The 20,367-nt window shown below is 61.3% G+C and carries 21 protein-coding genes; 16 read left to right on the top strand and 5 right to left on the bottom strand.

Annotated elements, in window-relative coordinates; all coding sequences use genetic code 11:
• Positions 1 to 151: 151 nt before the first annotated feature.
• The 8 genes from C8K61_RS21410 to C8K61_RS21375 all read left to right on the top strand — a co-directional run bounded on the left by C8K61_RS21410 (position 152) and on the right by C8K61_RS21375 (position 9,136).
• Positions 152 to 2,509 (top strand): DNA polymerase II, encoded by a 2,358-nt coding sequence (locus C8K61_RS21410; RefSeq protein ID WP_108098315.1) that lies wholly within the window; start codon positions 152 to 154, stop codon positions 2,507 to 2,509.
• Between the two features lie 283 nt (positions 2,510 to 2,792).
• Positions 2,793 to 3,446: a hydrolase gene (locus C8K61_RS21405; protein ID WP_108098314.1), complete on the top strand. Its 654-nt coding sequence runs from the start codon at positions 2,793 to 2,795 to the stop codon at positions 3,444 to 3,446.
• A 184-nt stretch (positions 3,447 to 3,630) separates the two neighbouring features.
• Positions 3,631 to 3,909: a hypothetical protein gene (locus tag C8K61_RS21400; protein ID WP_108098313.1), complete on the top strand. Its 279-nt coding sequence runs from the start codon at positions 3,631 to 3,633 to the stop codon at positions 3,907 to 3,909.
• Between the two features lie 105 nt (positions 3,910 to 4,014).
• The gene (locus tag C8K61_RS21395) at positions 4,015 to 4,923 is read left to right on the top strand and encodes a LysR family transcriptional regulator (protein ID WP_108098312.1); all 909 of its coding nucleotides are present in this window, start codon (positions 4,015 to 4,017) and stop codon (positions 4,921 to 4,923) included.
• Positions 4,920 to 5,840, top strand: a complete 921-nt coding sequence (locus C8K61_RS21390; protein WP_108098311.1) for an ABC transporter ATP-binding protein — start codon at positions 4,920 to 4,922, stop codon at positions 5,838 to 5,840. The genes C8K61_RS21395 and C8K61_RS21390 overlap by 4 nt, the downstream gene beginning before the upstream one ends.
• A complete protein-coding gene (locus C8K61_RS21385; RefSeq protein ID WP_108098310.1) occupies positions 5,837 to 6,598 on the top strand; it encodes an ABC transporter permease in 762 nt (253 codons plus the stop codon). The genes C8K61_RS21390 and C8K61_RS21385 overlap by 4 nt, the downstream gene beginning before the upstream one ends.
• Before the next feature lie 185 nt (positions 6,599 to 6,783).
• Positions 6,784 to 7,701, top strand: coding sequence for a LysR family transcriptional regulator (locus C8K61_RS21380; RefSeq protein ID WP_256589514.1), 918 nt, complete (start codon positions 6,784 to 6,786; stop codon positions 7,699 to 7,701).
• A gap of 13 nt (positions 7,702 to 7,714) precedes the next feature.
• Positions 7,715 to 9,136 (top strand): mechanosensitive ion channel family protein, encoded by a 1,422-nt coding sequence (locus tag C8K61_RS21375; RefSeq protein WP_108098309.1) that lies wholly within the window; start codon positions 7,715 to 7,717, stop codon positions 9,134 to 9,136.
• Positions 9,137 to 9,212: 76 nt separating this feature from the next.
• On the opposite strand, the gene C8K61_RS21370 is transcribed toward C8K61_RS21375, so the two are convergent.
• Positions 9,213 to 10,229 (bottom strand): alpha/beta hydrolase, encoded by a 1,017-nt coding sequence (locus C8K61_RS21370; protein WP_108098308.1) that lies wholly within the window; start codon positions 10,227 to 10,229, stop codon positions 9,213 to 9,215.
• Positions 10,230 to 10,504: 275 nt separating this feature from the next.
• On the opposite strand from C8K61_RS21370, the gene C8K61_RS21365 reads away from it, so the two are divergent.
• The 4 genes from C8K61_RS21365 to C8K61_RS21350 all read left to right on the top strand — a co-directional run bounded on the left by C8K61_RS21365 (position 10,505) and on the right by C8K61_RS21350 (position 13,018).
• Positions 10,505 to 10,717 carry a hypothetical protein gene (locus C8K61_RS21365; protein WP_108098390.1) on the top strand — a complete coding sequence of 71 codons (213 nt, stop codon included), beginning with the start codon at positions 10,505 to 10,507 and terminating at the stop codon, positions 10,715 to 10,717.
• Positions 10,718 to 10,742: 25 nt separating this feature from the next.
• Positions 10,743 to 11,300: an MliC family protein gene (locus tag C8K61_RS21360; RefSeq protein WP_256589513.1), complete on the top strand. Its 558-nt coding sequence runs from the start codon at positions 10,743 to 10,745 to the stop codon at positions 11,298 to 11,300.
• 201 nt (positions 11,301 to 11,501) lie between these two features.
• Positions 11,502 to 12,194, top strand: coding sequence for a histidine phosphatase family protein (locus C8K61_RS21355; protein WP_108098306.1), 693 nt, complete (start codon positions 11,502 to 11,504; stop codon positions 12,192 to 12,194).
• Positions 12,191 to 13,018, top strand: a complete 828-nt coding sequence (locus C8K61_RS21350) for a phosphatase PAP2 family protein (protein WP_108098305.1) — start codon at positions 12,191 to 12,193, stop codon at positions 13,016 to 13,018. Before C8K61_RS21355 ends, C8K61_RS21350 begins: the two co-directional genes overlap by 4 nt.
• Before the next feature lie 54 nt (positions 13,019 to 13,072).
• Here C8K61_RS21350 and C8K61_RS21345 read toward each other — a convergent pair whose 3' ends face one another.
• On the bottom strand, positions 13,073 to 14,275 hold the full coding sequence (locus tag C8K61_RS21345) for an NAD(P)/FAD-dependent oxidoreductase (protein WP_108098304.1): 1,203 nt from the start codon (positions 14,273 to 14,275) through the stop codon (positions 13,073 to 13,075).
• 335 nt (positions 14,276 to 14,610) lie between these two features.
• Between C8K61_RS21345 and C8K61_RS21340 the strand changes: the two genes are divergently transcribed.
• The 4 genes from C8K61_RS21340 to C8K61_RS21325 all read left to right on the top strand — a co-directional run bounded on the left by C8K61_RS21340 (position 14,611) and on the right by C8K61_RS21325 (position 19,284).
• Complete coding sequence (locus tag C8K61_RS21340; RefSeq protein ID WP_108098303.1) at positions 14,611 to 15,138, top strand: Rrf2 family transcriptional regulator; 528 nt, start codon at positions 14,611 to 14,613, stop codon at positions 15,136 to 15,138.
• 89 nt (positions 15,139 to 15,227) lie between these two features.
• Positions 15,228 to 15,737, top strand: coding sequence for a sigma-70 family RNA polymerase sigma factor (locus tag C8K61_RS21335; protein WP_108098302.1), 510 nt, complete (start codon positions 15,228 to 15,230; stop codon positions 15,735 to 15,737).
• On the top strand, positions 15,734 to 16,684 hold the full coding sequence (locus tag C8K61_RS21330; RefSeq protein ID WP_108098301.1) for a FecR domain-containing protein: 951 nt from the start codon (positions 15,734 to 15,736) through the stop codon (positions 16,682 to 16,684). The genes C8K61_RS21335 and C8K61_RS21330 overlap by 4 nt, the downstream gene beginning before the upstream one ends.
• A gap of 197 nt (positions 16,685 to 16,881) precedes the next feature.
• On the top strand, positions 16,882 to 19,284 hold the full coding sequence (locus tag C8K61_RS21325; protein WP_108098389.1) for a TonB-dependent siderophore receptor: 2,403 nt from the start codon (positions 16,882 to 16,884) through the stop codon (positions 19,282 to 19,284).
• A 69-nt stretch (positions 19,285 to 19,353) separates the two neighbouring features.
• Here C8K61_RS21325 and C8K61_RS21320 read toward each other — a convergent pair whose 3' ends face one another.
• The 3 genes from C8K61_RS21320 to C8K61_RS21310 form a co-directional block, all read right to left on the bottom strand.
• Complete coding sequence (locus C8K61_RS21320; RefSeq protein WP_108098300.1) at positions 19,354 to 19,590, bottom strand: hypothetical protein; 237 nt, start codon at positions 19,588 to 19,590, stop codon at positions 19,354 to 19,356.
• A 124-nt stretch (positions 19,591 to 19,714) separates the two neighbouring features.
• Positions 19,715 to 20,059, bottom strand: coding sequence for a type II toxin-antitoxin system RelE/ParE family toxin (locus C8K61_RS21315; RefSeq protein WP_108098299.1), 345 nt, complete (start codon positions 20,057 to 20,059; stop codon positions 19,715 to 19,717).
• Complete coding sequence (locus tag C8K61_RS21310; protein ID WP_108098298.1) at positions 20,059 to 20,334, bottom strand: type II toxin-antitoxin system Phd/YefM family antitoxin; 276 nt, start codon at positions 20,332 to 20,334, stop codon at positions 20,059 to 20,061. The genes C8K61_RS21315 and C8K61_RS21310 overlap by 1 nt, the downstream gene beginning before the upstream one ends.
• Positions 20,335 to 20,367 lie beyond the last annotated feature (33 nt).

The following is a 20,367-nucleotide window of genomic DNA, read 5'->3' as shown; positions in this document are numbered from 1 at the left end:
GTGCTCTCGGTTTTCTAGACCTGCGCACGGCGCGTTTTGGTCATGACGTTGGTCGGAATACTCAAAACCTGTAGGCCAAAGCCGAGGGAAAACAGTCGGCTATCTGTATATCGATACAGTAGAATCGCCGCACTTACTCCAAGGCAGCTCCATGACAGCGCACCCCTTACAGCGCGGCTTTCTCCTTTCGCGGCATTGGCGCGACACCCCCGCCGGCACCCAGGTGAGTTTCTGGCTGGCCACCGACCAGGGCCCGCGGCTGTTGCGTTTGCCGGTGCAGACCTCGGTGGCCTTTGTGCCGGCCGAGCAGCGGTTGCGCGTGGAAGGCATGCTCGCCAAGGAAAAGGACGTGGAGCTGCGTGAGCTGGAGCTGCAGGACTTTCAGCACCGCCCGGTGCTTGGCCTGTACACCCGTCAGCACCGCCAACTGATGAACATCGACAAGCTGCTGCGCAGTGTCGGTGTGGATGTGTACGAAGCCGACGTGCGCCCGCCCGAGCGTTACCTGATGGAGCGTTTTATCACCGCGCCGGTGCTGTTCTCCGGCACCCCGGATGGCCAGGGCGGTTTCGATGAGGCCCAGTTAAAGCCCGACCCAGACTACCGCCCACAACTGAAACTGTGCTCGCTGGATATCGAAACCACCCGCCACGGCGAGCTGTATTCGATTGCCGTGGAAGGCTGCGGCCGGCGCCAGGTGTACATGCTCGGCCCGGCCAACGCGGATGACAGCGCGGTGGATTTCGACCTCGAATATTGCGACTCCCGCGCGCAACTGCTGGAGCGCCTGAACAGTTGGCTGGCGACGAACGACCCCGACGCCATCATCGGCTGGAACCTGGTGCAGTTCGACTTGCGCGTGCTGCTGGAACACTCGCAGAAACTGCAGGTGCCGCTGCGCCTGGGCCGCGATGGCGAGGCCATGGGCTGGCGCGAGCATGGCAGCCGCAACAATCACTTTTTTGCCGAGGCGGCCGGGCGGCTGATCATCGATGGTATCGAGGCGTTGCGTTCGGCGACTTGGAGTTTTCCCTCCTTCAGCCTGGAGAACGTCGCGCAAACCCTGCTCGGCGAGGGCAAGGATATTTCCACGCCCTACCAGCGCATGGACGAAATCGACCGCATGTTCGCCGAGGACAAACCCGCCCTGGCGCGCTACAACCTCAAGGACTGCGAGCTGGTCACGCGGATCTTCGCCAAGACCGAGCTGCTGAGCTTTTTGCTCGAGCGCGCCAGCGTCACCGGCTTGCCCGCCGACCGCAGTGGCGGTTCGGTGGCCGCCTTCACCCACCTGTATATGCCGCTGATGCACCGCCAGGGTTTTGTGGCGCCCAACCTCGGCGAGAAACCACCGCAGGCTAGTCCCGGCGGCTTTGTGATGAACTCGCAGCCAGGGCTGTACGAGTCGGTGCTGGTGCTCGATTACAAGAGCCTGTACCCCTCGATTATCCGCACCTTTCTGATCGACCCGGTGGGCCTGGTGGAAGGCCTGCGCGAGACGGATGACAGCACCAGCGTCGAAGGCTTTCGCGGTGCGCGTTTTTCTCGTGAGCGGCATTGCTTGCCAGCCATCGTGTCCCGCGTGGCCGAGGGCCGCGAGCAGGCCAAACGCGATGGCAACAAGCCGCTGTCGCAGGCGCTGAAGATCATCATGAACGCCTTCTACGGCGTGCTGGGCTCCAGCGGTTGCCGCTTTTTCGACACGCGTCTAGCCTCGTCGATTACCTTGCGTGGACATCAGATCATGCACACCACCCGCGAGCTGATCGAAGCCCAGGGCCACACCGTGATCTATGGCGACACCGACTCCACCTTCGTGTGGCTGGGCCGCGAACACGGCGAAGAAGAAGCCGGGGTGATTGGCCGCCGCCTGGTGCAACGGGTCAACGACTATTGGCGCGAAGCACTGCAGCGCGAGTTCGGCTTGACCAGCGTGCTGGAGCTGCAATACGAAACCCACTTCCGCCGTTTTCTGATGCCGACGATTCGCGGCGCGGAGGAGGGCAGCAAAAAACGGTATGCCGGCTTGATGGGTGAGCAGATGGTCTACAAGGGCCTGGAAACCGTGCGCACCGATTGGTCGCCGCTGGCCCAGCAATTTCAGCAGGAACTCTATTCGCGGATCTTCCGCCGTCAGCCTTATCAGGCCTATGTGCGTGACTACGTGGCAGCGACCCTGGCCGGTGAGCAGGACGATTTGCTGGTGTACCGCAAACGCCTGCGCCGCCCGCTGGCCGACTACGAGCGCAACGTCCCGCCGCATGTGCGCGCTGCGCGCCTCGCTGACGAATACAACGCTGAACAGGGCCGCCCGCGGCAATACCAACGTGGCGGCTGGATCAGCTACCTGATCACCCTGGCCGGCCCACAGCCGCTGGAAGCCATCAGCGCCCCCATCGACTACGACCACTACCTGACCCGCCAACTGCAGCCCGTGGCCGACGCCATCCTGCCCTTTGTCGACGACGACTTCGGCACGCTGGTGGGCGGACAGCTGGATTTGTTTTAAAGCGCTCTGGCTTTTTGTGGGAGGGGCTTCAGCCGCGATGCCCTGGATTCTAAGAGCTCGCGGCTGAAGCCCCTCCCACAGAGCGCACGCTGTCATCGGCCTTGTCACTTCCTGCGCACAATTCGTCAATCCAGCCCCTTTGCAAATCTGCAAAGTGGCCGTGCACCCCTGTCTATTCCGCGCTTTTCAGCAACGGGTGATCATTGCTCCACGGTTTGCAAACAACCCAGCGAATTCAAAACAACCCGCTACTTACCATTAAAACTGAAAAGGAAATTTACCCATGGCTATCGCAAAAGCAGTTCCAGGCAAAACCCTTCTGAACCACGACGATCACACCCTGATCATGATCGACCACCAATCGCAGATGTCCTTCGCGACCAAGTCGATCGACGCGGTCACCCTGCGTAACAACGCCGCGCTGGTAGCCAACGCAGCACGTGAATTCAACGTTTCTACCATCCTCACCACCGTCGCCGCGAAGAGCTTTTCCGGGCCGATTTTCGATGAAATCAAATCGGCATTTCCTGAAAAAACCATCATCGACCGCACCAGCATGAACACCTGGGAAGATGAGCGCATTGCGGTAGAAGTGAATGCCGCCGGCAAGCAGAAAATCGTCCTCGCCGGGCTATGGACCTCGGTGTGTATCGTTGGCCCGGCACTGTCGGCGCTGGACCAGGGTTTCGAGGTGTACTTCATCGCCGACGCCTGTGGTGACGTGTCGGTGGAAGCCCACGAAATGGCGATCCAACGCATGATCCAACTGGGTGCTCGCCCCATGACCTCGCTGCAATACCTGCTCGAACTGCAACGCGACTGGGCCCGTGGCGAAACCTACGACGAAACCGTGAAAACCTCGATTGCCTACGGCGGCGCCTACGGTCTGGGCCTGATCTACGCCAAGACCATGTTCAATGCCTCTGAAGGGCATTGATAGATAGGGACTGCACTCGCTCGTAGGAGCGGCTTTAGCCGCGATGCTCTTGATTTCAAAAGCATCGCGGCTGAAGCCGCTCCTACGTGTGTGCGTAAGAATTGTCTCCCGTCGTTTTAGCTGAACTTTTGCCCGCGCTGCGCCCTCCACCGAAGGAGAGCCAACGCGCCAAAAGGACAGGACCATGAAACGTCTATTGAGCATTACCGCCGCCGTCACCTTGCTTGCCGCCGGTTCGACCTGGGCCAGTTGCACGCCCGAGGAAGCCGAGCAGAAGGCCCAGCAATTGGCCGCCAAGGTGCACCAGCTCACCGAGCAGAACCCGCAAAAGGCCAAAGAGATCAACGACGAGATCGAGGACATGAACCTCAAGACCAAGTCGGCCGACAAGGCCAGCCACTGCGATATCTACGATAAGCGCATGCAGGAGCTTGAGACCGCGAAGGACAAGTCGGAGAACTAAGCCTTCAAGTCGTTGCAGATTTGCACAGGGCCTTTGCAGCCCTGTCTATTCTCACGCGCGCCCAACGGGCCGATGATTGCTCCCACACCACAGGGAGCAACAAGCATGAACCGCATCGACCTTCGCCGCGTAGACCTCAACCTGCTGATCGTTTTCGAAATGATGATGATCGAGCGTAATGTCAGCCGTGCGGCGGAGCGTCTGTTTCTCGGTCAGCCAGCGGTCAGCGCCGCCCTGGGTCGCCTGCGTACCCTGTACAACGACCCACTGTTTGTCCGCGTCGGCCGCAGCATGGAGCCGACCCCACGAGCTATCGAACTGGAAAGCCTGCTGCGCCCCGCCCTCGACACCATCTCTTCGGCCATTGGCCAGAGCGTCGATTTTGACCCCTGCACCAGCCGCGAAGTGTTCCGCATCGGCTTGAGCGACGACGTCGAACTCGGCCTGCTGCCACAACTGATGCGCGTGCTCAGCGTCGAGGCGCCCCATGTGACGCTGGTGGTGCGCCGCACCCATTACCTGTCGATCTGCAATCAACTTTCTGCCGGCGAGGTGTCGCTGGGCATCTGCTACGTCGGCGATCTGCCCGCCAATGCCAAATGCAAAACCCTGCGCCGTAGCCGTTCGGTGATGGTGCGCGGCGACTCGGCAGACACCCCGATCACCATGGACGAGTACTGCGAGCGCCCCCACGCGCTGGTGAGTTTTGCCGGTGACCTCAGCGGCTTTATCGATGAAGAGTTGGCCAAGCGCGGGCGCAAACGCCAAGTGAAATTGGCCGTGCCGCAGTTCTACGGCTTGAGCCAATTGCTGCCGGGCACCCAGATGGTGGCCACGGTGCCGGACTACGCCGCCGCCGCGCTGACTTCCAACGGTGGTTTGCGAGTTGATGAGCTGCCGTTCGAGGCGCCGGTTTATGATCTGTCCATGGCCTGGGGTGCGACCCAGGACATGGACCCTGCACAGCGCTGGCTGCGCAGCAAAATTACTGAATGCCTGGGTGACTCTGCATGAGCAGCGCAATATCCCTTCGGGGCCTGGAGAAAACTTACGCCAACGGCCATCAAGCCTTGCGCGGGATAGATCTGGACATTCAACACGGCGAAATCTTCGCCCTGCTGGGGCCGAACGGTGCTGGAAAATCCACCTTGATCGGGGCCATTTGTGGCCTGGTCAAAGCCACCGGGGGCAGCATTCATATCGACGGCCTGGAGCTGCCACGCCAATACCGCGAAGCGCGCGCCAAAGTTGGTCTGGTGCCTCAGGAAATGGTCAACGAAGGTTTCGAGAGCGTGCTTTCCAGCGTGCGTTTCAGCCGTGGCCTGTTCGGCAAACCACCGGCACCCCAACTGCTGGAACAGATTCTGCGTGACCTGTCGCTGTGGAGCAAACGTGACGACGCGACCATGACCCTGTCCGGTGGCATGCGCCGCCGGGTAATGATTGCCAAGGCCCTGGCCCATGAGCCGCAGGTGCTGTTTCTCGATGAGCCCACTGCCGGTGTCGACGTCGAGTTGCGCCGCGACATGTGGGCGATGGTTCGCCGTTTACGCGACCGCGGGGTGACCGTGGTGCTCACCACCCACTACCTGGAAGAGGCCGAAGAGATGGCCGACCGCGTCGGCGTGATCAGCGATGGCCGCTTGCTGCTGGTGGAAAACAAAACCGATCTGATGGCCCGTCTCGGCCGTCGCCAACTGCGCCTGCAATTGCAGCAGCCGCTGGCACAACTGCCGGCCGACCTCGTCGGCTTCCCGGTGGAGCTGGTGGACCAGGGCCGTGAGCTGGTGCTGGATGTCGCCCGCGACAACCAGGGCATCGCCGACTTCCTGCGCCGCCTGGCCGCCAACGATATCGACTTCAAAGACCTGCACACCTCGGAAAGCTCCCTTGAGGACATCTTTGTTGAACTGCTGAGAAAGCCTGCATGAATTTCTATTCCATCCACGCCATCTTCCGTTTCGAAATGGCTCGCTCTGTACGCACCCTGATGCAGAGCCTGGCCGCACCGGTGTTGGCCACCGCTCTGTACTTCGTGGTGTTCGGTTCGGCCATCGGTTCGCGCATGGCCGAGATCGGCAGCATTCCCTACGGCAGCTTTATCGTGCCGGGCCTGACCTTGCTGGCGGTGCTCACCCAGAGTGTGTCCAACGCCGCCTTCGGCATCTACATGCCGCGCTACTCCGGGGCGATTTACGAGATTCTTTCGGCGCCGTTGTCGCCGACCGAAATCGTCTTCGGTTATGTCGGCGCGGCTGTGGTCAAGTCGATGGTGCTGGCGGCCGCCATCCTGCTCACCGCACGGGTGTTCGTGCCCTATGAAGTGGCCCATCCGTTCTGGGCGTTTTTCATTCTGCTGCTGTGCGCAGTGTCGTTCAGCATGCTCGGGTTTATCGTCGGCCTGTGCGTGGACGGCTGGGACAAACTGGAAGTGGTGCCGTCGTTGGTGATCACGCCGCTGACCTTTCTCGGTGGCAGCTTCTACTCACTGAACATGCTGCCGCCCACCTGGCAGACAATCAGCCTGTTCAACCCGGTGGTGTACCTGGTGGATGCGTTTCGCTGGGCGTTCTTCGATGTCACCGAGTTCAACCCGATGCTTGATGTGGCATTCCTGCTTGGCTTCCTGCTGGTGTGCATCGTTATCGTTGGGCAGATCTTCCGCACTGGTTACCGGCTGCAGCACTGATTTAGTTGGGCTTCGCTGCGCTCAACCCAACCTACGCAAATTTGTTCGTAGTTGGGTTGAGCACAGCGAAGCCCAACGGTACGTAAATTCCTTCCCCAGGTGAGCACGAGAATCCTATGCTTGTCCGCTAACTGGCGGTGACGATGGCTGTTTGTCTGTCACCCCGCTAAGGATAAGGAGCGCCCGTGGATTCCAACGCCGCGAATTTCGACTGGAATGACATTCCCCTGCTCTTGGCCCTGGCCCGCGAAGGCAGCATGAGCGCCGCCGGGCGTACGCTCGGCATCGACCCCTCGACCATGAGCCGGCGCCTGGCGGCTGCTGAAGCGGCGTTGCAGCGTCGGCTGTTTATTCGCGACAACTCCGGCTACCACGCCACCGAGGCTGGCGTGGTGTTTCTCACCTACGCCGAACGGGTGCTCGGCGATGTGAAAAGCATGCTGGTCGACACGTGCAGTGAAGCCGATGGCGTCGCCGGTCCGGTGCGTATCACCTCCATCGACTTTCTCTTCAGCCACTGGCTGGTCGACCACATGCCGGCGTTAATGGAATGCCACCCGCAGCTGCAACTTCAATTGCTGGTGGCTAACCAGGCGCTGTCGTTCACCCGCCGCGAGGCTGACTTCGCCCTGCGCCTGGCCCGCCCGCAGGACGACGCGGCACTGGTGATGCGCAAGGTCGGTGACCTCGGTTTTGCCGTGTATGGCGCCGAGCGGTTCGCCGAGGTTCCACGCGACTTGTGGTGCGATCAACCCTGGCTCGCCTACGGTGAAGAACTGTCGGAAATGGCCGAGATGCGTTGGCTGCGCGACATCGCCCCGCTGGCCCATTACCCGCTACGGGTGAGCAGCGTCAGCACCTTGGTCAACGCCTGCGAAACCGGTTTAGGGCTGGCCTTGTTGCCGTGCCTGTTGGGTGATCGGATCGGTTTGCGCCGCCTCAGTGATGATGTCGAAGTGCACCGTGAGGTATGGTTGCTCAGCCACCGCGATGCCGGCCGCATCGGCCGCTTCCAGGCCGTGGGCAACTGGCTGAAAGAGGTGTTCGAACAGGACGCCGTCCGCCTGCGTGGCGAATGCCGGGCGCCCGCGCCGCCACTCTGAACCAGGACTTTTCATGCTCGAGCTGATCAACAGTCACCTGCTGCTTATCGCCACCGCCCTGTTGCTGGTGGACATCGCTGCCTGGCGCCTGTTGCCGGCCGACGCCAAGCTCTGGCGCGTGGTGCTGAGGGTGGTGTTTTTCCTCACCTATAGCCTGGTGATTGTCGAGGCGGGCTTGAGCCCGTTACTGCCGCCACCCTGGCCGACGCCTGCACTGAACATGCTCGGCTCGGTACTGGGCATCGCCTGGTGGTTGCTGTTGGCGCGCACTGCCACGGTGGTAATGGGCGTGGTACTGATGCCGCGCAGCGGACACACCGGGCGCTTATTGCAAGACGTATTGGGGGCGATGATTTTTCTCCTGGCAGCGGTGGCGGCGGCGGCCTATGTAATGCAATTGCCAGTGAAAGGTTTGCTCGCCACCTCTGGAGTGGTCGCCATCGTCGTCGGTCTGGCATTGCAGAGCACCTTGAGCGACGTGTTCTCCGGCATCGTCTTGAACACCACCAAGCCCTACCGGCTGGATGACTGGATCAGCATTGATGGCGTCGAGGGCCAGGTGGTCGAAATCGACTGGCGCGCCACCTACCTGAAAACTGCCCAGGGCAGCACCGTGGTGATCCCCAACTCGGTAGCGGCCAAGACCAAGGTGGTCAACTTCAACCGCGCCGCCAATGTCCAGGGGGTGTCGATCAGCATCAGCGTGCCTGCCGCGGTGCGCCCGCGGGTGGTGATCGAAGCGTTGGAAAAAACCCTGCAAGGCGTCAGCGCGCTGTTACCCAAACCGCCGGGTAAAGTCTCGATCAAAGGCTCCGATCTGGAAGCCGTGGAGTACGAAGCCAGCGGCTTTATCGCCACCGGGCAGAACAGCGCCGAGGCCCGCAACCTGATGTTCGACCTCGCCCATCGCCTGCTCGAAGCGGCCGGTGTACAGCGCAGCGGCGAAGCACCCCGCAGCCGGATGCGCAGCGTGTTGGATGACGTGAAGATTTTCCGTTCCCTGAGTAGCGAACAGAAGGACGAGCTCAGCCAGAACATGCAGGCCCAGCGTTATGTCGCGGGGCAGGTGGTGCTGGAGTTCGAGGAAGTGGCTGAGCACCTTATGGTGATTGGTACCGGCGTGGTGTCGGCGTCTGTGCATAACGCCGAGGGCGACTTTGTCGAAGCTGGACGCATGGGGCCCGGCGAAATCCTCGGCGAAGAAGGCATCGCCCACGGTGTAGCGTCCCACGGCCGATTCACTACCTTGAGCTCGGCGGTGATTTACCTCATCGACAAAGAACATATTCAGCACTGCTTGCAAGAAAGTACTGAAGTCTCCAGCGCCCTGACAAAACTGCATGCATTCCGCACCACAGCTTCCGAATCATTGCTCCTGCAAAAGCCGGCAGAGGTGAAGAAGGGCAAGTTCTTGAGTTGGTTGCAGCGCACCTGAAACTACGTTTAAACGCTCCCCACAAAAAAAGCCGCCAGCGCATCAACGCTGGCGGCTTTTTGTTTTTCGGCGGTAGTTATTGCAGGTGTTTTTTCAGTTCGCTACCGGCTTGCAGCATCGCCGATTTGGCGCCGCTGATGTGGGCCAGTGGGTTGAGCAGACCGAAGTCGTGAATCATGCCGTTGTAGCGGGTGGTGGTGACTTCCACGCCGGCGGCATCGAGCTTTCGACCGTAGGCTTCGCCCTCGTCACGCAGCACGTCGAATTCGGCGGTCTGGATCAGGGTTGGTGGCAGGCCTTTGAGCTGGTCCAGGCTGGCACGCAGTGGCGAGGCGTGAATGTCGGCGCGTTCGGTGGCCGAGGTGGTGTAGTTGTCCCAGAACCATTTCATCAGCGGTTTGGTGAGGAAGTGGCCTTGGGCAAATTGGTTGTACGAGCCGGTCTCCAGGTTGGCGTCAGTCACCGGCCACAACAGGGCCTGGAAGCGCAGTTTCGGCGTTCCTTTTTCTTTCGCCAGCAGCGCCACCGCTGCGGTCATGTTGCCGCCAACGCTGTTGCCGGCCACTGCCAGGCGGGAGCCATCGACGTTGATGTCCTTGCCGTGTTCGGCCACCCATTTGGTTGCGGCGTAGGCCTGGTTGATGGCGGTGGGGTAGTGGGCTTCAGGTGATGGGGTGTAGTCGACATACACCGCTACAGCGCCGGAATTTACCACCAGGTCGTGGATCAGACGGGCGTGGGTCGGGTAGTCGCCGAGTACCCAGCCGCCACCGTGGAAGAACATGAACACCGGCAGGGTGCCTTTGGCGCCGGCCGGGCGGACGATGGTCAGTTTGATTTTCTGGCCGTCGGCGGTAATCACTTTGTCTTCAACGTTGGTGTCGGAGAAATCGAACTTCACCGAAGCCTGCGCACCGGTCAGCACGGCGCGGGCATCTTTGGGCGTCATTTGCTCGAGCGGTTTGCCACCACCGGCTTCCAGTGCTTGCAGGAAGGCTTGGGTGTCTTGTTCCACGCCCGGGCTGCCAGCGGCGAAGGCGGCATTGAAGGACAGGGTCATGGCGGCAGCGATCAGGGTTTTTTGCAGTTTCATGGTGAAGCTCCTTGAAGGTTGGGAAGACTGATTAAGGTGTGAGTTCGATTTGCTTAGGGCTAAAGGTTGGGTCTGGTCTGTGTGCCAGACCGTGAGCAAATGATGGCTGCGCGCCGCAAACGGCGGAATAGACAGGCCTGCACGGCCACTTTGCAAAACTGCAAAGCGTCAGGAGGGGAGAGGGGAATAGCGCCAAGGGGTGACAGCGGTGCAGAAGAATCTAGGGTATAGGTGTCGAACGCCTGTAGCCGTCGGCCAGACCCTGGGGGATGCACATGCGCACAATCATCAGCCGCGAACCGTGGTGGGCCAAACCGCCACTGCCGGGACAGGAAGAAATGCAACTGGATTGGGGCTACCTGATTCTTTACAGCGACGGCGTGTTCGAGTTCGAGCACCAGCGCCCCAGCGACGAAGAGATCCGCCAGCGCAAGGGTTGCCGGGTACACCACTCAGAGAGCGAGCCAAATGCAAAATCAAGTTTTTAACCTGCGAGCAATCGTGTGCGCAGGATTGCTGTCACCCTGGCTGGCGACCGTTAGCCATGCCGCCTCCTTCGACTGCAGCAAAGCCGCCGCTGGCAGCATCGAAGAGCTGGTGTGCAAAACCCCGGCACTCAGTGCGCAGGACGAGCAACTGGCCAAGGTCTATCAACAGGCTCTGGCGAAAGCCAAGAATGAACACCCTCCCACCCTCAAAGCCGAACAACGTGGCTGGCTCAAGGGGCGTGACGAGTGCTGGAAGGCCGACGACAAAACCCACTGCGTAAGCGATGCCTACCAACAGCGCATCGCCGAGTTGCAGGCGCGTTATCAACTGCTACCCGGCAAGGGCCCGGTGCGGTATGTCTGCGATAACCAGCCAGGCAAAGAAGTGCTCGCCACGTTCTACGCCACCGAACCACCGACGCTGATTGCCGAGTTGGGTGACAGCACCTCGCTTATGTATGCCCAACCCTCCGCCAGCGGCAGCCAATACCAGGGCCGCAATGAATCGTTCTGGGAACACCAGGGCGAGGCGACGGTGGTGTGGGGGTATGAAGCACCGCCGATGAAGTGTGTGCGTCAGTAAGAACACGGGCCTGGCGATGGCAAGAGGCGGTTTTTCGCGGTTGCCGGCCCATTAGGTTTTTTTCACACCACCTTCACCTCCCGGTCACACCCGGCTGCCTACAGTGCGTTCACGTTTGCGGCACTACTCTTTTTCGGGCGCCTTTTTAGCCTGCTTGCAAGTGCCGCTGTTTTCTTCGCTGAACGATGTTTGGAGCGGCCCATGTTGGTCACAGCGCCAGAAGTTGCTGTTGCTTCCCCTGCGATACCCCTCCGTTCCTTCGCCCGCTTGCGCCGCTTGTTGTTGCCGGGCGCGGCGGTGTTGCTATTGGCGTTGTTGTCGGCCTGGCTGATGCGTCCGGCGTATGCGCTGGACCTCAGCCGCGGTCAGCACCTGAGCGAGGTTGGTTTGCTGCAAAGCTGGAAGAAAGGTGAGTTAGTGGTACTGGTGCGCCATGCCGAGCGTTGCGACCAGTCGAGCAACCCCTGCCTGGCCGATGCCAGTGGCATCACCATTGAGGGCAGTGACACGGCCCAACAGGTCGGGGAGGCGTTCAAGGCCCTCGGCATGGCGCACACCGATGTGCTCAGCAGCCCGTTGGTGCGCACCGTGCAGACCTCGTCGTTCATGTTCGGCAAGAGCGTCGCCACGCAGGACTGGCTGAAAAGCTGCAAAGCCACGCTGCAGCACGACATGTTGGCCCACAAGGCGGCGCACCGGAATCTGCTGCTGGTGACCCATAGCACCTGCATCAACGAGTTGGAGGACGACCTCAACCGTGGCGGTGCGCACTATGACAGCGCCTACACCAGCGCCCTGTTTGTTGCCGTGGACAGCCAGACCGGCAAGCCGAAAGTGCTCGGTTATCTGAACGCCGATGGCTGGGCCAAGCTACAGGCGGAGCGCGTGTTATGAGCCCACGCTTGCGTTTTTATCGCGTCAACCTGGGCATTCCGCTGCTTATGGCCTTGCTGGTGTTCTGCCTGTTCGACCTGACCAACATCGACCGGGTGATCAGCAACGCGCTGATCGACCCGAGCACCGGCGAGTTCATCCTGCGGCATAACGACCTGTTTGAAACCCTCACGCACAAGTGGCTGCGGGTAATCCCCGATTGGACCGGCGAACTGGCCATCATCGGCGCGCTGCTGTCGTTTGTCTGGCCGCGTCTGGTGGCACATTCGCAGGGCGCATCGGTGCGTTTCCTCGAACAAGCGCGAATTGCACCGGTACTGCGCTTCACCACTACTCACCGGCGGGATCTGTTTTTTGTCATCGTCGCCTTTGCCCTGACCACCGGCGTCATTCACTACCTCAAGGCCCACACCAGTGTGTATTGCCCGGTGGAAACCACCTTGTATGGCGGCCAGGAACTGCGCAAAGAGTGGTTCGAGAATTTCACCTGGCTGCACAAGGCCGGTGACGGCCGCTGCTGGCCGGGTGGTCATGCCTCCAGCGGATTCACCCTGCTGGCGCTGTATTTCATTGCCCGGCGTTACCGCTGGGCACACGCGAAAACCCTGCTGGGTGCAATTCTGCTGTTGGGCATGGTGTTTGGTACTACGCGGGTGCTGCAGGGCTGGCACTACATGTCGCACACCTTCTGGGCAGGTATTTTTGTCTGGCTCAGCACGTTGCTGGTGGCGCTGGTTTTTTATGGGCGCACGCAGTTGGACACCGAGCCCGAGCGCGCGGTGGTGCGTTCACCCTTGCGGGTTGGCGCCGTGCGCGTCAGCTAAAAAAACACCCCCGGCAGGTAAGCCTGACGGGGGTGTTTTTTTACTCTGGATGGGTCACGCCACTACAGGAATCAGCGGGTCTGCTGCGGCCAGCGCTTCGGCGCGGTCGGCCTTCGGCGGGTAGATCCAGAAACCGTTGATTTCGCTTTTGATCCGCTTGCCTTCCTCGCGCACGAACTTCACTTCGCGCTGCCAGCCTTCGGTAAACACTGCACCCCAGGCACCCAGGTCCAGGCAGGTGACGTACTTGACCTGGCTGTACGGGATTGGCTCGACGCCGAGCAAACTGGCGGCCACGTTGTTGCCGGCCGAGCGGCCCAGGGCGATGGCGTGTTGGCAGGTCATCAGGGCGTAGTTGCCGAGGTCATCGACCTGGGCGTAAGCGACGTCACCGGTGGCGAACACGTCTTGCTGGCCCAGCACTTTCAAGTTGCGGTCGACATGCAGGCGGCCCTGGCTATCACGTTCGCCGGGTACTTGTGTGGTCAGCGAGCTGGCGCGCACGCCAACCGTCCAGACCACGGTCTTGGCTTCGATGCGTTGGCCGTCAGCCAGGGTCACGCCGTTGGCATCCACCGCCGCCACACCACTGTTCAAGCGCCATTCCACGCCCAGTTCTGCCGAGGCTTCGGCCACCAGTTGCTGCGGGCCATCGCCCATGGCGCCGCCCACTTTGCTGCCGCGGTCGACCACGATTACCCGCACGTCCGCATCGGCGCCCAGTGCGGCGCGCAGACGTGCCGGCATTTCAGTGGCGGTCTCGATCCCGGTAAAGCCGCCGCCAGCAACCACCACGGTATTGCGGGCGGGGGAGGAGGGCAGTTTGCTCAGGGCATTGATGTGCTGTTCAAGGCGGTCGGCTTCTTCGATCTGGTCGACATCGAAGGCGTGTTCCAGGCCCGGCAACTCCGGGCGCCAGACTTTGCTGCCGCTGGCCAGCACCAGCCGATCGTAGACCAGGGTGGCGAGGGCGCCACTGGCGTTGCGGTAGCCCACTTGTTTGCTGGCGATGTCGATCTCTTCCACGCTGCCCTTGATAAAACGCACGCCCACGGCATCGAACAACTCGCCCAGCGGCGCGGCCATTTTCGCCACATTGGGCTCATAAAAACGCGGGCGAATACGCAGCTCGGCTTGCGGCGCGATGACCACCACTTCGGTTTCCGTGTGGTTGTGTTTGTCCAGCAGGCGAGCGGCGCTCAGCGCGCTCCACATACCCGCGAAGCCTGCACCGACGATCAGAATGCGTTGTTTCATGGTGGTGTCTCTCTAATTTTTAAGGGAAGAAAAATTCGCTCAAAGACGAGTACATCAATCGCCGTTTGCCCGGGCTGGCGGGTTAACTCGTAACGCCGACTATATTGGTCGGAGTTTAGGCGGGCAAGTATTTTTTTGCCCACGGCTGCGTCGTTAGCTGCACGGGATGCTGCGGGTGTTCGCTGTAGGCCGCGTAATTGGCGGCTTTGTTTGGCGTTTAACGGTTGGCGAATATTCCCTGATGTCGACGGAGTGCGCGTTATGGCGCCAGCCTTGGCTTGCGGCTGACGGTCGTAGTCGGCAAAATAGTGCGACCAATTAAGTCGGAGTTGAATATGGCTTTATACAGCGCAGGGGTGGAGTACGGCATTCACTGCATGCTGTGGCTGGCGGACGACAAGGGCGACAGCCGCGAAGCCAGCGTGCGTGCCCTGGCCGAACTGCAAGGCGTGCCGCAGGAGTTGTTGGCGAAGATCTTCACCCGCCTGGCCAAGGCCGATCTGGTGGTGGCCACCACCGGTGTGCGCGGCGGTTTCAAGCTGGCGCGGCCGGCCGATGAAATCACCATGCTGGATATCGTGCGGGCCATCGACGGTGACAAATCCATCTTCGACTGCCGCAACGTGCGCGAACGCTGCGCCGTGTTCGACGGTTCGCCTCCCGACTGGGCAATGGCCGGCACCTGTGGAGTGCACGCGGTCATGCTCACCGCGCAAAAGCGCATGGAAGAAGCCTTGGCCCAGCAAACCGTGCTCGACATCGCCCGCCGCTTCGGCCGTAAAGCGCCGCCGGAATTCGGTGAGCAAGTGATGCGTTGGTGGGACGGGCAGCGCGATGGCAAGGGTGGGTCGACGTCCAGCTAACGGGCTTGGCGGCCGGGTTGGCTTGCCAAATGGGCGCGCCTACTTGAAGATGCGATTAATTATCAAATGACAACCTTTGGTTTTAACGCATGTCGTCCGCCGATCTCTCCCTGCAAACCGCCGTGCATTCGCTGTATGCGCAGCACCACAACTGGTTGTGCGGCTGGCTGAAAAAACGCCTGGGCTGTAGCGAGAACGCCGCCGACCTGGCGCAAGACACCTTCATTCGCGTGCTCACCCTGCGCAAGGCGGCCGAGTTGCGCGAACCGCGCGCCTACCTGAGCAGCATCGCCCGCAGTCTGATGATCGACCTGTTCCGCCGCCGCGCGCTGGAGCAGGCCTACCTGGAAACCCTGGCGGCGATTCCCGAACCAGTGGCTATCTCGCCGGAAACCCGCGCGCTGATTCTCGAAACCCTGATGGAAATCGACCGCTTGCTCGATGGCCTAGGCAGCCGCACCCGCGAGATTTTTCTGTTGTCGCAGCTCGATGGCCTCAGCTATGTGGAAATCGGCCGGCGCCTGAACGTGTCGGTCAACACCGTGAAAAAACACGCGGTGCGCGCCCTCACCCATTGCCTGTTGCTGTTGGAGGAATGAGGGTGAGCCGCCTCGACCACGCCACCCTGGAAGCTGCCGCGCGCTGGTATGTCGACCTGCGTTGCGACAGCCCCAACGACGCCCTGCACGAAGCCCATCGGCGCTGGTTGGAGCGTGACCCGCAGCACCAGCAGGCCTGGGAGCGGCTCGGGCGCTTGCAAGGCAAACTCGACCAGCTCAACCCGGCCGTCGCCCGCCCGACCCTGGCCAGCGCGCGGGCCAAACGCCGCGACGTGCTCAAGGTGCTGTCGCTGCTGCTGGCCAGCGGCGCCGCCGGCACGCTGGCGTGGCGCACCACACCCTTGCCAACGCTGATGGCCGACCAACGCACCGGCACCGGCGAGCGCCGTCAGTTGCGCCTCGACGATGGCAGTCAGTTGCAGCTGAACACCGCCACGGCGGTGGATATCCGCTACAGCGCCAGCCTGCGCGAAGTGCGTTTGCTCAGTGGCGAAATCCTTATCGAGACGGCGCCCGATGCGCAGGCGCGGCCGTTTGTGGTGCATACCGCCGAGGGCAGCATCCGTGCTCTCGGCACCCGCTTTGTGGTGCGCCGTGACGGCGGGCAAACCCTGGTCAGCGTGCAGCAGCATGCGGTTGAAGTGCGTCCGGCTGGCGCGCCCGACTCCGCCACGCGGGTGGAGGCCGGCCAGCAACTGCGCTTCGAATCGCAGCACAGCGGTAGCGTGCTGCTGGCTACACCGCATGCCGATGCCTGGAGCCGCGACATGCTGGTGGTCAGCGATTGGGCCTTGGAAGACTTCATCAACGAACTGCAACGCTATCGCCCCGGCCACCTGGGCTGCGACGGCAGCGTCGGCCGACTGCGTATTTCCGGGGCCTTTCACCTGGGCAACACCGACACCATCCTCGACAACCTCACCGCCACCTTACCGGTGCGCATCCGCCGTTTCAGCCGCTACTGGGCAAGCGTCGAAGCCGTGTGAAAACACCGCCAACATCCCTTGGGAAAACTTTTTCGCCCGCGGGGTTGTTGATTTGAATTCTCATTCGACTTGGTAGGTAGAGGCGCACAGACGCCGCCAACCACTGCCACTGGGCGAAAGGAAACCGCATGTCCCCTCGCAACACTGTCACCCCCGTCGCTGCGCCTGCTGCGCGCACCTCCCTGCTGTACGCCGCCATGCTCGGCGCGGCCCTGGTGGGCCCGCTCGGCGCCATCAGCCTGGCTGCACCGGCCTGGGCGCAGACCGTCAGCGAATACGATTTCGCCATTGCCGCTGGTTCACTGGAAGCGGCCCTGGCGCAATTTGCAGCCACGGCCGGTACGACCGTGTCGTTCGAACCAGGCCTGGCGCGCGGCCAGCAAAGCGCCGGATTGCGCGGCCGCTTTGGCGCCGACCGCGCCCTGCAGCAACTGCTCGCCGGCAGCCGATTGCAAGCGGTGCAGCAGGCCAACGGCAGCTACACCCTGATTCAAGTGGTCGACGGCGACGCCTCGCTGCAGCTGGGCGCCACCAGCATTGCCGGGGTCAGCGAGTCGGCGTACGGCCCGGTCGACGGTTACGTCGCCACCCGCACCGCCACCGCGACCAAAACCGACACACCGATTCTGGAAGTGCCGCAAACCATCAACGTGGTAACCGCCGACCAGATCACCACCCAGGGCGCGCGCAACATCACCCAAGCCCTGCGCTACACCCCGGGCCTGGGCGTGAACGGCTACACCGACCGCAATAACATCGCCGACGAAATCACTAGCCGTGGCTTCGCGCCGACCCCGCTTTACTTGGACGGCGGTTACCTGCCCTACGCCGGCAGCCTCGGCGGCGCGCCGCAAATCGACCCCTACACCATCGAGCGGGTGGAAGTGCTCAAGGGCCCATCCTCGGTGCTGTACGGTCAGAACCAACCGGGCGGCATCATCAACATGGTGTCCAAACGGCCCACCACCGAACAGCGCAGCCAGGTGAAGTTCGGCCTCGGAAGTTATCACCGCGTCAACGGCGCCCTCGACACCAGCGGCCCGCTCGATGACCAGGGCGAGTTCAGCTATCGCCTGGTGGCCGTGGCGAAAAAAGGCAACGACCAGCTCGACCACACCTACAGCCAACGCCAACTGCTGGCACCGAGCTTTACCTGGGCGCCCAACGACGCCACCGCCATCACCCTGTACGCCCAGGCCCAGCGCGACGACGGCCTGGCCGACTACCAGTCGATGCCAATGATCGGCTCGCTGAAGCGCGGCCCCAACGGCGAACGCATCGACCGCGACTCGTTCTTCGGCGATTCGAAGTTCAACGACTACATGCGCAACCAGTACGTCTTCGGCTACGAACTCAGCCACGCCTTCAATGACGACCTGACCTACCGCCAGAGCGCCCGTTATATCGACGTGCAAGACCGCTACAAAGGCCTGTACCTGCGCAGCTTTGTGACCGATAGCGGCGGCGTCACCGATTACACCCAGGTGAACCGCACCAAAGTCGATTGGCGCCAGCACAACACCGCCTACACCCTGGATAACAACCTCGAATACAAATTCGCCACCGGCGCCCTCGAGCACACCAGCCTGGTGGGCGTCGACTACCGCCATTTCCAGCGCCAATACAGCGGCTACAACGCCTACAACGTGCCGGTCGACCTGTACGACCCGCGTAACACCAGTACCGCTGCCTACAAACCCACTCTGGCCACCCAATGGGATGACACCGTGCGCCAGACCGGCCTCTACGCCCAGGACCAGATCAAACTCGATAACTGGATTCTCACCGTCGGCGGGCGCCAGGATTGGGCCGAAGTGCAAAACAAAGACCTACTCGCCGAGACCCGTACTACGCAAAAAGACAAGAAGTTCACCGGTCGAATCGGCCTCACCTACGTCACCGAATTTGGTCTGGCGCCCTATATCAGCTACGCCGAATCCTTCCTGCCCAGCGTCGGCACCGGCGCGCCGCAGCGCGGTGGCAAAAGCTTCGAGCCTACCGAAGGCGAACAGTACGAACTGGGGGTGAAATACCAACCGTACGAGAAGACCCTGATGACTGCCTCGGTCTACCAGGTGAAACAGAAAAACGTGCGGACCATGGACATCCTCTATCCGGACTACGAGATCCAGTCCGGCGAAGTGCGGTCTCGCGGCGTGGAGCTGGAGGTGAAATCCAGCATCGACAACATCGACGTACTGGCCGCCGCCAGCTACATGGACTCGTTCTACACCAAAGGCAACTGGGGCGAAGAGGGCAACCGCTCCGAAGCCCAGGCACCGGTATCGGCCACCCTGTGGGTCGACTACCACTTCACCCAGGCGGTGGTCGACGGCCTGACCCTGGGCATGGGCGCGCGCTACACCGGGGGCAAACCCGGCGACATGTACAACACCTTCGACGTGCCCTCGTTCGTGGTTTACGACGCCACCATCAGCTACGACCTCGGCCGTCTCGACCACAGCCTGGCAGGCCTGCAAACCAGCCTGAACATCCAGAACCTGTTCGACCGCGAGTACGTCTCCGAGTGTAACTACAGCTTCGGCTGCTACTACGGCCAAGCGCGCGTGGCGTCGGTGGACATGAGCTACGACTGGTAAACCCCGCATCAACAAAAACGCCCGCGTCCTTTAACGAACGCGGGCGTTTTTGTTTTGGTGATCTGCGATTCAAGCGTCCTTCGCGATTACCTGCACCTTGGCGATTTTCAGCACCTCGGCCTGCTCCAGCACTTCGGCATCGGTCGCCTCAGCGTCCGGCATCAACAGGCTGTTCTCGGCATCGCCATGGTGAAGCTCGATCAGATGCCGCACGGCGTTGGCTTGCGAGAGCCGGGGTTGGTTGAGCTCGATAACGTGGGTGCGGGGTTCGGCATCGTATTGGTAGTGGATGGTGAAGTGGGGCATGGGGAGCTTCCTCTGAGCGTGAACGGATAGTTGATTGACTATCGGGTCAGAAAAAATGTTCAGACTGGTTTCGGTCTGAGCAACGTTGCAGGCAGAGAGGCTGCAACTGAGCCGACATGCGCGCTTACTGACCGCCAAGCAGCCGGCGAGAAAGTAGTGAGGGGATATCGCGGCGACCATCCGCGATTAAATAGATGACTACCTGGCTGTCGAGAATGCGATAAATCGCCCGGTACGGTTTAAAAAAGGCTTGGCGGTATTCCTTTATCCCCAGTGTTACCAACTCTTTGGGATAGCTTCCTCGCTCCGGGAAGCGTGCCAGCGTTTCCACAACGTTTACTAATCCATCCAATACCGCATTGGCATTTGCGGGGCTGTCAAACTCAGCGATGTAGTCGTGAATGGCTTCTAAGTCTTGCTCGGCACCTTCGGTGAGCAACACCTCGAACGTTGCCGGTGCTGTGGTCATCACGCCGTCCGTGTCTTGGTCCGTAGACGGGCAATAACATCGCTCGCGGGTTTGACCTTACCTGCCGCCACTTCCTGATTGCCCAATGCCAGAACCTTAAGCATTGCGAGCGTTTGTTGGGTTTCTTCAAAGGAGGCGACATCCTGCAAAACCGCCTTTGCTTCACCATTCTGGGTAATGACGAGTGGCTCTCTGCTTTCAGCCAACGTAGTCAGAACTTCTGCAGCATTAGCTTTGAGATAGCTAATGGGTTTGACCTGGGATGAGTAGCGCATGGCGTGCCCCGATTGGATGGTGGACCGAATATG

It is taken from the genome of Pseudomonas sp. GV071, assembly GCF_003050835.1.
Lineage (GTDB): Bacteria > Pseudomonadota > Gammaproteobacteria > Pseudomonadales > Pseudomonadaceae > Aquipseudomonas.
Note: the sequence above shows the minus strand (reverse complement) of the source record. Positions and strands in the feature narration are given on the sequence as shown.

Bases quoted from the DNA above. Each gene is read 5' to 3' on its own strand.
- C8K61_RS21410 (WP_108098315.1), top strand. From the start codon at position 152: ATGACAGCGCACCCCTTACAGCGCGGCTTTCTCCTTTCGCGGCATTGG.
- C8K61_RS21405 (WP_108098314.1), top strand. From the start codon at position 2,793: ATGGCTATCGCAAAAGCAGTTCCAGGCAAAACCCTTCTGAACCACGAC.
- C8K61_RS21400 (WP_108098313.1), top strand. From the start codon at position 3,631: ATGAAACGTCTATTGAGCATTACCGCCGCCGTCACCTTGCTTGCCGCC.
- C8K61_RS21395 (WP_108098312.1), top strand. From the start codon at position 4,015: ATGAACCGCATCGACCTTCGCCGCGTAGACCTCAACCTGCTGATCGTT.
- C8K61_RS21390 (WP_108098311.1), top strand. From the start codon at position 4,920: ATGAGCAGCGCAATATCCCTTCGGGGCCTGGAGAAAACTTACGCCAAC.
- C8K61_RS21385 (WP_108098310.1), top strand. From the start codon at position 5,837: ATGAATTTCTATTCCATCCACGCCATCTTCCGTTTCGAAATGGCTCGC.
- C8K61_RS21375 (WP_108098309.1), top strand. From the start codon at position 7,715: ATGCTCGAGCTGATCAACAGTCACCTGCTGCTTATCGCCACCGCCCTG.
- C8K61_RS21370 (WP_108098308.1), bottom strand. From the start codon at position 10,229: ATGAAACTGCAAAAAACCCTGATCGCTGCCGCCATGACCCTGTCCTTC.
- C8K61_RS21365 (WP_108098390.1), top strand. From the start codon at position 10,505: ATGCGCACAATCATCAGCCGCGAACCGTGGTGGGCCAAACCGCCACTG.
- C8K61_RS21355 (WP_108098306.1), top strand. From the start codon at position 11,502: ATGTTGGTCACAGCGCCAGAAGTTGCTGTTGCTTCCCCTGCGATACCC.
- C8K61_RS21350 (WP_108098305.1), top strand. From the start codon at position 12,191: ATGAGCCCACGCTTGCGTTTTTATCGCGTCAACCTGGGCATTCCGCTG.
- C8K61_RS21345 (WP_108098304.1), bottom strand. From the start codon at position 14,275: ATGAAACAACGCATTCTGATCGTCGGTGCAGGCTTCGCGGGTATGTGG.
- C8K61_RS21340 (WP_108098303.1), top strand. From the start codon at position 14,611: ATGGCTTTATACAGCGCAGGGGTGGAGTACGGCATTCACTGCATGCTG.
- C8K61_RS21335 (WP_108098302.1), top strand. From the start codon at position 15,228: ATGTCGTCCGCCGATCTCTCCCTGCAAACCGCCGTGCATTCGCTGTAT.
- C8K61_RS21330 (WP_108098301.1), top strand. From the start codon at position 15,734: ATGAGGGTGAGCCGCCTCGACCACGCCACCCTGGAAGCTGCCGCGCGC.
- C8K61_RS21325 (WP_108098389.1), top strand. From the start codon at position 16,882: ATGCTCGGCGCGGCCCTGGTGGGCCCGCTCGGCGCCATCAGCCTGGCT.
- C8K61_RS21320 (WP_108098300.1), bottom strand. From the start codon at position 19,590: ATGCCCCACTTCACCATCCACTACCAATACGATGCCGAACCCCGCACC.
- C8K61_RS21315 (WP_108098299.1), bottom strand. From the start codon at position 20,059: ATGACCACAGCACCGGCAACGTTCGAGGTGTTGCTCACCGAAGGTGCC.
- C8K61_RS21310 (WP_108098298.1), bottom strand. From the start codon at position 20,334: ATGCGCTACTCATCCCAGGTCAAACCCATTAGCTATCTCAAAGCTAAT.